General features: G+C 59.9%; 10 protein-coding genes. 5 read left to right on the top strand and 5 right to left on the bottom strand.

Features of this window, described 5'->3' with window-relative positions; genetic code table 11:
* Positions 1-92 precede the first annotated feature (92 nt).
* A complete protein-coding gene (locus VRB54_RS10585; RefSeq protein WP_422396083.1) occupies positions 93-611 on the top strand; it encodes a sigma-70 family RNA polymerase sigma factor in 519 nt (172 codons plus the stop codon).
* A complete protein-coding gene (locus VRB54_RS10580; protein ID WP_422396082.1) occupies positions 608-1276 on the top strand; it encodes an anti-sigma factor in 669 nt (222 codons plus the stop codon). The genes VRB54_RS10585 and VRB54_RS10580 overlap by 4 nt, the downstream gene beginning before the upstream one ends.
* On the opposite strand, the gene VRB54_RS10575 is transcribed toward VRB54_RS10580, so the two are convergent.
* Complete coding sequence (locus VRB54_RS10575; RefSeq protein ID WP_338480758.1) at positions 1277-2578, bottom strand: ATP-binding protein; 1302 nt, start codon at positions 2576-2578, stop codon at positions 1277-1279.
* A gap of 3 nt (positions 2579-2581) precedes the next feature.
* Entirely contained in the window at positions 2582-3283 is a 702-nt protein-coding gene (locus VRB54_RS10570; RefSeq protein ID WP_209981454.1) for a response regulator transcription factor, read from the bottom strand.
* Between the two features lie 164 nt (positions 3284-3447).
* Here VRB54_RS10570 and VRB54_RS10565 point away from each other — a divergent pair, with 164 nt between their 5' ends.
* From VRB54_RS10565 to VRB54_RS10555, 3 genes are all read left to right on the top strand, one after another.
* Positions 3448-4590 (top strand): efflux RND transporter periplasmic adaptor subunit, encoded by a 1143-nt coding sequence (locus VRB54_RS10565; RefSeq protein ID WP_338480756.1) that lies wholly within the window; start codon positions 3448-3450, stop codon positions 4588-4590.
* A 6-nt stretch (positions 4591-4596) separates the two neighbouring features.
* Complete coding sequence (locus VRB54_RS10560) at positions 4597-7695, top strand: efflux RND transporter permease subunit (protein WP_338480755.1); 3099 nt, start codon at positions 4597-4599, stop codon at positions 7693-7695.
* 88 nt (positions 7696-7783) lie between these two features.
* Complete coding sequence (locus tag VRB54_RS10555) at positions 7784-8425, top strand: DUF1345 domain-containing protein (RefSeq protein ID WP_338480754.1); 642 nt, start codon at positions 7784-7786, stop codon at positions 8423-8425.
* A gap of 49 nt (positions 8426-8474) precedes the next feature.
* Here VRB54_RS10555 and VRB54_RS10550 read toward each other — a convergent pair whose 3' ends face one another.
* From VRB54_RS10550 to VRB54_RS10540, 3 genes are all read right to left on the bottom strand, one after another.
* Entirely contained in the window at positions 8475-10232 is a 1758-nt protein-coding gene (locus VRB54_RS10550; RefSeq protein WP_422396081.1) for an autotransporter outer membrane beta-barrel domain-containing protein, read from the bottom strand.
* A gap of 768 nt (positions 10233-11000) precedes the next feature.
* The gene (locus tag VRB54_RS10545) at positions 11001-13094 is read right to left on the bottom strand and encodes a hypothetical protein (RefSeq protein WP_338480751.1); all 2094 of its coding nucleotides are present in this window, start codon (positions 13092-13094) and stop codon (positions 11001-11003) included.
* Between the two features lie 150 nt (positions 13095-13244).
* Entirely contained in the window at positions 13245-13604 is a 360-nt protein-coding gene (locus VRB54_RS10540) for a hypothetical protein (RefSeq protein WP_338480750.1), read from the bottom strand.
* Positions 13605-13652: the final 48 nt, after the last annotated feature.

Here is a 13652-nt window from a genome sequence, read left to right as displayed (position 1 = left end):
AATTCAGCTACGCTGCCGGAGGAATATCACCGTTTCCTTCTGCAGGAGCGAGGGTGGTCGCGCCTGCAGAAGGTTTGTGCTGGGGACATCATTTGTTTGATTACGACGCCTGCCTGCTGGCCTGTGCCCGTGGCGATCAACAAGCCTTGCGCCGCTTGTATGAGCAGGAAAGCAGCCGCTTGCTCGGCGTGGCGCTGCGCATCGTGCGCGACAAGGCGCTGGCCGAAGATACCGTGCATGACGCGTTTATCAGGATCTGGCGCGGCGCTGCAGGTTTTGACCCCGGCAGAGGTTCGGCACGCGGCTGGGTGTACAGCGTAACCCGCCACCAGGCGCTGAACGTGGTGCGCAGGACCGCCCGCGACGTGCCGCTGAGCGAAGAACACGAGCCACTGGCAGAACCCGCTGAAGCCTTTGAATTCCGCGCACGCTCCGGGCAGATTCACACCTGCCTGGAGCGGCTCGACCCGGCCCGTCGCCGTTGCATCCTGCATGCCTATGTCGACGGCTATTCCCACAGCGAAATCGCGCAGGCACTCGGCACCCCGCTGGGCACCGTCAAAGCGTGGATCAAACGCAGCCTCGCCGCCTTGCGGGAGTGCATGACATGAACACTGAAGAACTGGCCGGCGAATACGTATTGGGCACCCTGCCGCTGGCGCAGCGCGCCGAGGTCGAACAGCAACTCGGGCATGACGCCGACCTGCGCGCGGCGGTGGATGCCTGGGAGCAACGTCTGTTGCCGCTGACGACGCTGGCCGAGCCGGTGACGCCGTCGCAGCACCTGTGGCGACGCATTCAGCAGACGCTCGCCGTGCCCGCCCCGCGCGTGCCGTGGTGGAACCTGCTGGCCGTTTGGCGTGGCCTTGCCGCTGCAGGATTGGCGGCGAGCATGGTGTTGGCAACGCTGTTGCTGGTCCGCCCGCCCCTCGCCGAGCCGAGTTTTGTGGTGGTGCTGGTGGCGCCGCAAAGTCAGGCACCGGGTTGGGTGATCCAGGCGAGCAATAACCAGCAGATCCAGTTGATTCCATTGGGGGTGATGCAAGTGCCCGCCGACAAGGCATTGCAGTTCTGGACCAAGGGCGACGGCTGGCAGGGCCCGGTGTCCCTGGGGCTGGTCAAGCCCGGGCAAACGCTGTCGGTGCCGCTTGACCAGTTGCCGCCGCTTGCGCCAAACCAGTTGTTCGAACTGACCCTGGAAGACCCGCGCGGCTCGCCCACCGGCAAACCGACCGGGCCGATCCAGGCCATCGGCCGCGCGGTCAAGGTGCTCTGATCAACCGACAGTGGGCAACCACACGCGAAAACGCGCGCCGCCCAACGGTGACGCCTCGGCGATCAGGCTGCCGCCCTGGGCTTCCAGGGCGCGCCGGCTGATCGCCAGGCCCAGGCCAAAGCCGCCGGTGGCACGGTCGCGGCTGCGGTCCAGGCGGTAGAACGGTTCGAAGATGCGTTCACGCTGGTCCCTGGGAATGCCGATGCCGTCGTCATCCACGCAGATTTCACAGCCCTCGGCGTCCACCCTGACGCTCACCTGAATGCGCGCGTCGCAGTAACGCGTGGCGTTGCGCAGCAGGTTCTGCAAGGCGCGCGCAGTGAGGCGCGGGTCGAGGCTGAAGCGCTCCATCGCGCAGTCGAGTGACACGTCGATCACAATCCCGGGATTTGCCAGCTCATCGTCGATGCTGCCCAGCACGCTGTCGATAAACTCGTCGAGCATCACCTCCACACGCTCCGGCAATTGCGCCGGATTTTGCAGGCGACTGTAGGACAGCAGTTCCAGCACCAACTCGTCCAGCTCACGAATATGCGCGACCAGCCCCTGCAGACGCTCGCGCCCGGGCTGGGGCATGTCTTCGGACAATGCCAGCGCCAGGCCGAAATCCAGCCGGGTCAAGGGCGTGCGCAATTCATGGGAGACGGCGTTGAGCAAGTCGCGCTGCTGGTTGAGCAGGCGTTCGATGTCGTCGGCCATGGTGTCGAACACCGCAGCCAGGCCGCCGATGTTGGAACTGGGCGGGATGTGCGTGCGTTCAGACAGGTTGCCCATGCCCAACTGCGCGGCGGTGTTTTTCAGGCGCTCCAGGTCACGCCAGTGCGGGCGCAGCCACACCAACAGGCAGGCCAGCAGCGCACCGCCCACCAGCACGTTCATCGACCAGTACAACAGGTTGATGTCCAGCGGGTCGTCGGGAATGGTGAGCTTGACCACGAACTGATCGTTGATCGGCGAACTGATTTCCCCCATCCAACCCCATTCGCCCAGGCGGACCACCGGCTTGCCCTGCTCCAGCAGCTTCTCTTCGGCCGGGGTGAAGCTGGCGTCCTTGCGCAGCAATAGATGCACTTTCTGCGGGGCAAAGTCGCGACCCAGTTGTTCGGTCACTTGCGACCAGCGCTCCACCGGCGCACGCAGGTACTGTTTGACGATCAGCTTTTGCTGGCCGCGCGACTGCTCGATGTTGTAGTCCAGGTAGCGGTGCTCGAACAACAGCACGGTGAGCTTGGGAATCAGATAGATCGCCGCACTGTAGGTGACGATGGTGATGAGGTAGAGGCGCAGCAGGACACGAAACATGGCTCAGCATTCCCACTCGGAGCGGCTGAACAGGTAGCCCTTGCCCCACACGGTCTTGATCTTGCGGGCTTCGCCGGCGTGGTCGTCGAACTTGCGACGCAGCTTGGAGATGGCCACGTCCACCGACCGGTCAGTGCCATTGAATTCGATGCCGCGCAGGCGCTGCAGGATCTGGTCGCGGCTGAGCACTTCGCCGGCATGGCGCGCCAGCACCACCAACAGGTTGTATTCACCGCTGGACAACTCCACAGGCTGCTCGCGCCAGGTGACGGTGCGTTCCGACAGGTCGATGCACAGGTTGCCCATGATGATCTGGTCGTTTGCCGCCTGGGGTTCGGATAAACTGCTGCGCCGCAACAGGGTGCGCACTCGCGCCAGCAATACGCGCGGCTCGCAGGGTTTAGTCACGTAGTCGTCGGCGCCCATCTCCAGGCCCAGCACCTGGTCGTGGCTGTCGTCGCGGGCGGTGAGCATCAGGATAGGCAGGCCTGCAGAGTCGGCGCGCAGCAGGCGGCACACCTGCAGGCCGTCGAGGCCGGGCAGCATCAGGTCGAGAATCACCAGGTCCGGCGGGTTCAGGCGCGCGCGTTCACGCACCTGATCGCCACGGCTGAGCACACTGACTTGATAGCCGTTGCGTTCCAGATAGCTGGCAATCAGCTCGGAGAGCGCGGCGTCGTCTTCCACCAGCAGGATGTTCGGCATCAAGATGTTTCCAAATAGTACGGCTTTGCAGGATTGTGCAAGGATATACGCCCTCGGCCCACAGTGGGCTGCACCTTACATTTCTTCACACACCACCTACACAGCTTTACAGCACCACGGCGCCGGTGACCTTAGGATGCGCCAGTCAATATTGGGATAAGAGCATGTCGAAGAATCTGTTTGCGCCATTCTGCCTGTTGGCACTCACACTGGCGCTGAGCGCGTGTGAAAAGTCCACGGCCAAGGCGCCGCAAATGCCCCTGGCCAAAGTGCGCATCGAAACCCTGCAGGCCAAGCCACTGTCCATCACCAACGAGCTGAGCGGGCGCATCGCCGCGCCGCGCATTGCCGAGGTGCGCGCCCGGGTGGCCGGTGTGGTGCTGCAGCGTGTGTTCAAGGAAGGCCATGACGTGAAACAGGGCGATGTGCTGTTTCGCATCGACCCGGCGCCGTTCAAGGCCGACCTCGACAGCGCCCAGGCCAACCTGAGCAAGGCCGAGGCCAACGCCTTCCAGGCGCGCTTGCAAGCGCAGCGCTATAGCCAACTGGTGGAAGGCAACGCGATCAGCGGCCAGGACTACGACAATGCCCGCGCCGCCGTGCGCCAGACCAGCGCCGAGGTTGCCGCACAGAAAGCCGCCGTCGACCGCGCCCGCCTGAACCTGAGCTATGCCACCGTTACTGCACCGATTTCCGGACGCATCGGCCGTGCGCTGGTCACCGAAGGCGCGCTGGTCGGCCAGAACGAAGCCACGCCGCTGGCGACCATCCAGCAACTGGACCCGATTCACGCCGACCTCACCCAGTCCACCCGCGAGCTCAACGACCTGCGCCGCGCCTTCCGCGCCGGCAGCCTCAAGCAGGTCGGCCAGGACCAGGCCAGGGCCACCTTGATTCTGGACGACGGCAGCCTGTACCCGTTGCCGGGCAAATTGCTGTTCGCCGAGATCAGCGTCGACCCCGGCACCGGACAAATCATCCTGCGCAGCGAGTTCCCCAACCCGGACCTCGACCTGCTGCCCGGCAGCTTTGTGCGGGTACGCCTGGAGCAGGCCGTCGACCGGCAAGGCATCAGCGTGCCGCAGCGCGCCATCACCCGCGACAGCGCCGGTATCCCGATGGTGCTGCTGCTGGACGCCGAGCAGAAAGTCAGCCAGCAGCCGGTAGAGCTGGGCTCGGTGATCGGTGATCGCTGGATCGTCAGCAGCGGCCTCAAGCCGGGCGACCGTATCGTCGTCGAAGGCCTGCAACACGCGCGTCCCGGTGACACCGTTGAAGTCGACGCCAGCCCGCTCGTGAAGGAATAACCCGCCATGCCGCAGTTCTTTATCGACCGCCCGGTGTTCGCCTGGGTGGTGGCCTTGTTTATCCTGCTGGCCGGTGCGCTGGCCATCCCGCAGTTGCCGGTGGCGCAGTATCCTGACGTCGCGCCGCCGAAAGTCGAAATCTACGCGGTGTACCCGGGCGCCTCGGCCCAGACCCTGGACCAGAGCGTGGTCAGCCTGATCGAGCAGGAGCTCAACGGCACCGATCACCTGCTGTATTTCGAATCCCAGAGCAGCCTGGGCTCGGCCACCATTACCGCCACCTTTCAGCCGGGCACCAACCCGGAGATGGCTCAGGTGGATGTGCAAAACCGCCTCAAAGCGGTAGAGCCGCGCTTGCCCCAGGCCGTTACCCAGCAAGGCCTGCAGGTGCAGAAAGTCTCCGCCGGCTTCCTGCTGCTGGTGACCCTGACCTCCAATGACGGCAAGCTCGATGACACCGCGCTCAGCGATTACCTGGCGCGCAACGTGATGAACGAGCTCAAGCGCCTGGATGGCGTGGGCAAGGCGCAGCTGTATGGCTCGGAACGGGCGATGCGCATCTGGATCGACCCGCAGAAACTGATCGGCTTCAACCTCACGCCGGCCGACGTGAACGCCGCGATTGCCGCGCAGAACGCCCAGGTTGCCCCCGGCAGCATCGGCGACCTGCCGGGCACCAACACCCAGGAAATCACCGCAGCGATTCTGGTCAAGGGCCAGTTGTCGACGCCGCAGGAATTCGCCGACATCGTGCTCAAGGCCAACCCGGACGGTTCCACCGTACGTGTCGGCGATGTGGCGCGGGTGGAAGTCGGCAGCCAGGAATACCAGTTCTCCACACGCCTGAACGGCAAGCCGTCCACCGCCGTGAGCGTGCAACTGTCGCCGGGCGCCAACTCGTTGAACACCGCGACCCTGGTGCGCGCCAAGATGGACGAGCTGTCGCGCTATTTCCCGGCCAATGTGGAATACAAGATCCCGTACGACACCTCGCCGTTCGTCAAGGTCTCGATCACCAAAGTGGTCTACACCCTGCTCGAAGCCATGGCCCTGGTGTTCGCGGTGATGTTTCTGTTCCTGCAGAACGTGCGCTACACGCTGATTCCCACCCTGGTGGTGCCGATTGCCTTGATGGGCACCTTCGCCACCATGCTGGTGCTGGGCTTCTCGATCAACGTGCTGACCATGTTCGGCATGGTGCTGGCGATTGGCATCCTGGTGGACGATGCGATTGTGGTGGTGGAGAACGTCGAGCGCATCATGGTCACCGAAGGCCTGTCGCCCAAGGACGCGACGAAAAAAGCCATGGGTCAGATCACCGGCGCCATCATCGGCATCACCCTGGTGCTGGTGGCGGTGTTCCTGCCGATGGCCTTCATGAAAGGCTCGGTGGGGGTGATCTACCAGCAGTTCTCGCTGTCGATGGCCACCTCGATCCTGTTCTCGGCGTTCCTGGCCCTGACCCTGACCCCGGCCCTCTGCGCCACCCTGCTCAAGCCCATCGCCAAAGGCGAGCACCATGCCAAGGGCGGTTTCTTCGGCTGGTTCAACAAGCGTTTTGAACAACTCACCGACCGCTACGAAGGGTGGGTGACCTATGCGCTCAAGCGCAGCGGGCGTTACCTGCTGATCTACCTGGTCTTGCTGGTGGGCCTGGGCTGGATGTTCACCCGCCTGCCTTCTTCGTTCCTGCCGGTGGAAGACCAGGGCTACACCATTACCGACATCCAACTGCCGCCGGGCGCAAGCAAGAACCGCACGGTGCAGGTGGCCGAGCAGATCGAGGCGCACAACGCCACCGAGACCGGGGTGGGCGATACCACCATGATCATGGGCTTCAGCTTCTCCGGCTCGGGGCAAAACGCGGCGTTGGCGTTTACCACGCTCAAGGATTGGTCGGACCGCGGCGCCGATGCCTCCGCAGCATCGATTGCCAACCGCGCCAACGCGGCCTTTGGCGGCCTCAAGGACGCGATTGCCTTCGCAGTGCTGCCGCCGCCGGTTGACGGCCTGGGCACCTCCAGCGGTTTCGAGTTTCGTCTGCAGGACCGTGGCGGCGTCGGCCACGCAGCGTTGATGGCGGCGCGGACCGACCTGCTCAATGCGGCGGCAAAAAGCCCGATCCTGGCCAACGTGCGTGAAAGCGCCCTCGCCGAGGCGCCGCAGGTGCAGCTGGAAGTGGACCGCAAGCAGGCCAATGCGCTGGGGGTATCGTTTGCCGATGTGGGCAATGTGTTGTCCTCGGCGATCGGTTCGGCCTATGTCAACGACTTCCCCAACCAGGGCCGCATGCAGCGGGTGGTGGTGCAGGCCGAAGGCGATCAGCGCAGCCAAGTGGCGGACTTGATGAAAATCAACGTGCGCAACAAGGACGGCAAGATGGTGCCGTTGTCGGCGTTTGTCGAAGCCCGGTGGACCCAGGGTCCGGCGCAGTTGACCCGCTACAACGGTTACCCCGCTATCGCGATCACCGGCGAAGCCGCACCGGGGCACAGCACCGGCGAGGCGATGGCGGAAATCCAGCGCCTGGTCAGCCAGTTGCCCGCCGGCCTGGGTCAGGAATGGACCGGCCTGTCATTGCAGGAGCGCTTGTCCGGCTCCCAGGCCCCGATCCTGCTGGGCCTGTCGCTGCTGATCGTGTTCCTGTGCCTGGCAGCCTTGTATGAAAGCTGGTCGATTCCGACATCGGTGCTGCTGGTGGTGCCGCTGGGCGTGCTCGGAGCAGTGCTGGCGGTGACCTTGCGCGGCATGCCCAACGATGTGTTCTTCAAGGTTGGCCTGATCACCATCATCGGCCTGTCGGCAAAGAACGCGATTCTGATCATCGAATTCGCCAAGGATTTGTATGACCAGGGCGAGGACCTGATCAGCGCGACGCTCAAGGCCGCGCGGCTGAGGTTGCGGCCGATCATCATGACTTCGCTGGCGTTCATCCTCGGCGTGGTGCCGCTGGCAATCGCCACCGGCGCCAGTTCGGCGAGCCAGCAGGCGATTGGTACGGGTGTGATCGGCGGGATGATCACGGCGACACTGGCGGTGGTGTTTGTGCCGGTGTTTTTTGTGGTGGTGATGAAGCTCGTGCGCAAGCGGCACACGCCCGACTGATCGACACCCCGGTGTTCGCCTGTCGAGTTCATGATCAAGTACAACCGAATAGGCTATGGTGCTCTCAACCACCCTGTTGTGAGCGCCTATGGCCTTCCTTGCCCGCACCCACCCTCGCCTTTCCTGCGCCGCCGTCCTGGGCGTTGCCGTCGGCATCCTTGCTCCGGCCGATACGCTTATCGGAAAAATCCTGATCGGCTGGAACGCCGGCGTCTGGACCTATCTGCTGCTGATGCTGTGGCTGACCAGCCGCTCGCGCGCCGACGACGTAAAACGCATCGCCGAGATCGAAGACGAGAACGCCGGGCTGGTGCTGTTCGTGGTGTGCATCGCCGCGATTGCCAGCCTGGCGACCATCACCCTGAATCTGGTGGGCATCAAGGACCTGGACAGCACCGCACGCCTACTGCACTACGGCTTCACCGGGATGACAGTAATCGGTTCGTGGTTATTGATCGGGGTGATTTTCAGCGTGCATTACGCCCGCCTCTTTTACACCTGGGATGGCGACGAGCCCGCGCTGCGCTTTGCCGAAGGCTTGCGTACGCCCAATTACTGGGACTTTCTGTATTTCTCGTTCACCATCGGCGTGGCGGTGCAGACCTCGGATGTGGGCGTGGCCACGCGCAGCCTGCGCAAGGTGGTGCTGGGGCAATCGCTGATCGGCTTTCTGTTCAATACGGCGATTCTGGGTTTTTCGATCAATATTGCCGCAGGGTTGTTCGGTTAAAACGCAAAAGGGGAAGCCTGAGCCTCCCCTTTTCAAGTGCGTGAGTACCTTAGAAGGCGTACTGCAAGCCTACCGTGGCGCCCCACGGCTGGTCGTAAGCCTTGCCTTTCATGTGCGTGGCTTCAGCATGCACGCTCAGGCTTGGCGACAATGAAACAGCCATGCCGCCTGCGACCTCGTAACTGCCGCCCGACAGGTTGTTTTTAAAGGCCTGATCGTTGATATAGACCTTGTTGTCCGGGCTGAAATCACGTGCCACCGCCGCACGCAGGTACGGCTGCAGGATGCCGCCGCTGTCGAGCTGGATATTTTTACCGGCGGTCATGCCCACCTTGCCGATCGCCGAAGTGGCACGATCGCTCTTCGCCTTCAGACCGTTGTCCATGGTGTAGTTCGAACCGCCAATGGCGGCGACGGACAACTGCGCGAAGGGTTCAAGATACAAACCGTCGTCATCGATCTTGATATTCTTGCCGACTTCAACCGAAGCACTTACCGCGTCCTGCGAGTATTTGCCTTTGGCGCGCTGACCGTCACTCATGTTGACCTGGCTCTGGCCGTTCAGTCGGTTGACCTTGGCCGTCAGGTCCACATACACCCCGCTCTCGTCGTCACGAAAGATACCGTAGAGACCGGCATAGTAGCTGTTGACCATACCGCTGCTGCCGCGACTCAGGCCCAGGTTTGAGTTGCTGTAACCACCCATCACACCCAGTGTCCACAGCTCATCCATCGCCCAGTCCGCACCCAGGCTCAGGCCTGCCTGATTCTGCGAATAGCCGACGCCGTTGCTGTTGGCCGCTACGTCAATCTTGTTACCGTAACCGCGCATCCACAGGCCCTGGCTCTTGCCTTCGCCGAAGCGCACTTCACCCATGCGCGTACGCAGGATGCTCTCCTCGCCTCGCAGTACCACCGGTGCCGCGTTGGCAAGCGCCAATACGGCCTTGGCGCTGGTACTGGTGCCCCGCTTTTCGGGATCCAGGAACCAGTCAGTGCCCTCCTGCTTGAGCCCGTATTCGTATGCACCGACATCGACGGTATCGCCCACCAGGCCGAACCTGGCACCACCACTTTCGGTGTGCACCACCTTGATCGCGTTGCCGGTAGCCAATTCCGAGCCACTGGCGCCCACCAGCAGTTGGTGATTACCTTCGGCATTGCCGTTGACATTCAACAGGTCGGTATCGCCGGTGTTGAAGTTGGTGTGCATCTTGAAGGTGCCGTTACCGGTCAGGCTGTTGGTGTTCAACTGGACGTATTGCGCGGGGTCGCCAAACACTACATTACCGCCGCCCATTTTCAGCGCATCGACCTGGCTGTCACCCACCAGCACCCACTGGGCATTGCTGTTGACATCCAGTTGCTTGACGTTGAACAACTGGCCGGTCAGCGACGCGTTATTGTTGAGTTGCACAGTGCCCGTACTGCCCGCGCCAATGCGCACATCACCGAACAGGTTGCTGTTGTCGACGTTCATGTTTGCGGTGGAGTTATTGGCTACCTGAAGCAGATCACCAGTGCCGCTGAGCAGGTTCGAACCGTTAAGCACTTGAATATCGGCATGGGTGCTATTGGTAGCGGCCGGGTTCACCAGAATGGCGGCGCCAGTTTTGCCCTGGACCACGGAATTATCGAGTATCAAGGAGTTGGTGCGGGTCAGGGTGGCGTCGTTGCGCATGTTGACGCCATTGACGCCGCCGATGATACGGCTGTTGTTCCTTGCCGTGGCGTCGGAGTTGAACAGCACCAGGCCAGTACCCGTCGCGAGCGTGGCTTCGACACGCGCATTGTCCAGATTCACCACGCCGTAGCCTGCGGACGAAATACCACGAGTCGCGGCGATGACACTGCTGTCTTTTATCGTTACCGATGAACCATCTGTTCCGCCTGCGGTTCGGGTAGCAGACACACCCCAGCCGGAGGTATGTATCACCGTACTGTTATTGATCACCGATAGACTGCTGTTACTGGCCACCATAATGGCTTGATTCGCCGAGGAGCGAGCAGTGACCTGCGAGCCATCAATCAGGACAGTCGATTGCAGCCTTGCACTGATATCCTGTGTCGCGCCACCTGCCTCAACAATCAGCCCTGCAGCATTCATTACAATCTGATTGGTGACAGCGCCATGGACAGTCAAGCTCGAATTTGGATTCAGCAAATAATCATCAACCCGCGTACCGCTCGATATCGAAGTACCAGGAATTGTTACTATAACTTGCGCGTGGGCATTGGGCGCAGCCATTAGCAATAAAGCGATGGCTGGGGCCGTCAACGCAATGCTCAAGGGTGTGCGTTTGAAGTTAAATACTGCCGACATATAATGGACCTCTAGTTCCAGCGCGAAACGATAGGAAGGGTTCTAAAACGCGTGCGACCCAACCCATCAAGCGGTGCAATAATTGAACAGCGCAAACCTAAAATCTGTAGGAAAGTTCCGAATAAATCACATCAACAGGTAACCTGTGGCGTAGGGAGCAGCGCCCTCAACATAGCTGAGGCATCATCATTAATGTAATGAAACACCCAAAGAGGGGGATGCCCTCTTTGGTATTTTCATGGGCACTTAACCCTAAGGCACATACCCACCGGCACAGTAGCTGCTGTTGCGAGTGGCACTTCTGTAACCTCGAACTCTATAATTAGCGGGGAGAGAAGGCACCATTGCTCCCAAATACTGCGTGCTGACAGTAACGGTTGCCGAACCAACCGCCAACAGTGATTTACTAGCGTTAATCGGGTTATACAAGAGCGCAGAACCCACGTTAAAGTCCACCTCGAACCCATTGCGGGCCGCAATATCATCAGGCACTGTGAATATTCGAGTTTCGTTGACCACTGCGGGCGGAGTACTGGTGTTATTTTGGAACCCCATATACGTCACTTCGACCTGCTGCCCTCCCGCCAGATAATCCGATCCAGAAATATGTATCAAAAGGCTCCCAGTATTAATCGGCCTCAAACTATCACAGGTGAGTGTACCGGTATTATTGAGCACCCTGGGCGCAGCCATTTGCAGGATAATGGACTCAACCTGGACAATTGCCTCTTCCGAATACTGCGGATTTTCACTGGCAGGCGACGTGACGGTATACGACACCACCTGCACAGGGCCTCCCGCCGCTCTGATAGCAGAAAAGGGAATCGTGAACTCGATCAACCCACTCGGAGGAAGGACTTTCACCTCCTGCCGATATAAAACATTGCCATAATTCAACGTAATCGTGAAAGTCAGCGAGTCCTGAGGCAAGGCAGGCACTGTCCACAATTCAATAAGTACTCTGGCAGGTTTATTAGCATCATCTACTTCCAGGTGATTGTCAGGCCCAAATAGGCCATTGTCACGTATTCCATTGATCACGGGCGCCTTGAGGTGGGTATTGATAGTACCGGGCAGCGTGATATCAGGGCCGACAACAGACAAGTCCAGATCGAATGGCGTGCTTAACGGCGTTGCTGGATAAGTGTTCGCTCCGCGCTTTATGACATAGGACGCTATCACTTGCAGCCTGCCTCTTGGCGGTGTTCGAGCCCCATAAAGCTGCTCCACCTCAAGGACGGTGAACTGAATCGCCAGCGGAAGATTATTATTGCCCAAGGGAACGGTCTTCGTGATTATATCGGTCCCCAATTTCAGTTCGATTTCAATCTCATCCGTGCCGCGCAGGGCATTCAGATAGGGCGGAATCGACACCCTCAAACCGTTGATATCTGCCACATCCTTGATATTAATCAGACCATCACCGGGGACGGCAAGCTCGATCAATGGTGCAAAGAAGTCTTGTGGCAGAGGCGCCTCCATCAAGTCTTCAAGGTCCAGACTGTAGGATATTTCCGAGGGGTTCCCGGCAATATCGTATATGACGTAGCGAACTGTGTAGTTCCCCTTCCTTTCAGCCTCGACAACCGACAATGGCAATGGAATGGAAGACGGCAACAGGGGATCCAATGGATATTTGGTTTCCGTGCTGGGAGGAGCAAATACGTAAGGTCGATCGGAAGAGCCAAAAAACATCTCAACAGTATCGCCCGGCGACAAGCCTTGCAATGGGCCGTAAGGAATCGGCAGATACACCGTCTCGTTTGGCTGTTGGCGAATATAGTCTCGGTCCAGAGGCCCCGTCATAACCGCAGGCAGCTCTGGCGCAGGAGGCCTGACTCGGGGGCCGTCGTAGGGCGACGTCTCATCGACCACCAATAGTTGCGCGACCGAATAGTTTGCGACGTTCGTGTCCGGGAATTTCACTTGGTACCTGAGCAGATACAACCCAGGAGAGCGATAACCCTGTGGTATCGGCAGCGGAATAGGGTCAGGCTGATTCGCCAGACGAAGTTGAAACTTGAAGGCATAGGTAGAAAAGTAGTTATCTTCAAGTTCGGTTTCTGTCTGGGGCTTGTTGGGGTCCTCTGCCAGTAGGGTTCTCAGGTCGGTGTAAGGAGCAATTTCGACGTTGATTACATCAGGTTTGGTTATATCTACACTGGCGCCATCGTACAGTGGCACATTAAAGTTGGTACGCTGCTTCTTTGAGCCCGTGCGCGTCAACAATCCTTCGTAACCAGGCACCTGATCCTCAAACGTCCCCGTATCGTATCGTTCAGGTGCGTAATCGGTAGGTAGTTTTGGGAAGAAACTATCTATGATTTCTCTGTTTGTAGGTTCCATTATTTTGCTCCGACAGTTGATCTTTGAACATCACGACATACACCGCTGATTGATAAAGCATCCTGTATCAATCACGCACCCTTTAATGCTTACACGCAACACGCACACCACGTCGACTGAAACACGGCAGACGAATCAACAACGAACAACCTAGCTACACACCACGCCACGCGGCGTGCAATAACAACCCGTTGAATACGTCAGATCGATCCGCACGTACCCTGGCGATGACTCACCCACCTTCACGCCGCCACGCCATACTTCATAACTGCCGGTAGCGGATTTGAATTGACGCAGTGGATACAATGCTGCGTCGTATTCTTTCATTACAAATATAGCCCCTGCTGCTGTATGATTGGCGTCCCATTGCAACGACTGCTCGAATACCACATTCTGATTTCGAGTATTCCAGTTGTTCTCGTTGAACCCCTGCCATTTAAACTTCACGATGTCATCCACACGAATATTGGTATTCGCTGCTATAAACCAGCGCACGCCATCGGCCAGCATTGACCACTCCACGCCATTCACCGGTTTGGTTTGCGAACGGCACGTCAA

Source organism: Pseudomonas trivialis (assembly GCF_036864995.1).
Lineage (GTDB): Bacteria > Pseudomonadota > Gammaproteobacteria > Pseudomonadales > Pseudomonadaceae > Aquipseudomonas > Aquipseudomonas trivialis.
Note: the sequence above shows the minus strand (reverse complement) of the source record. Positions and strands in the feature narration are given on the sequence as shown.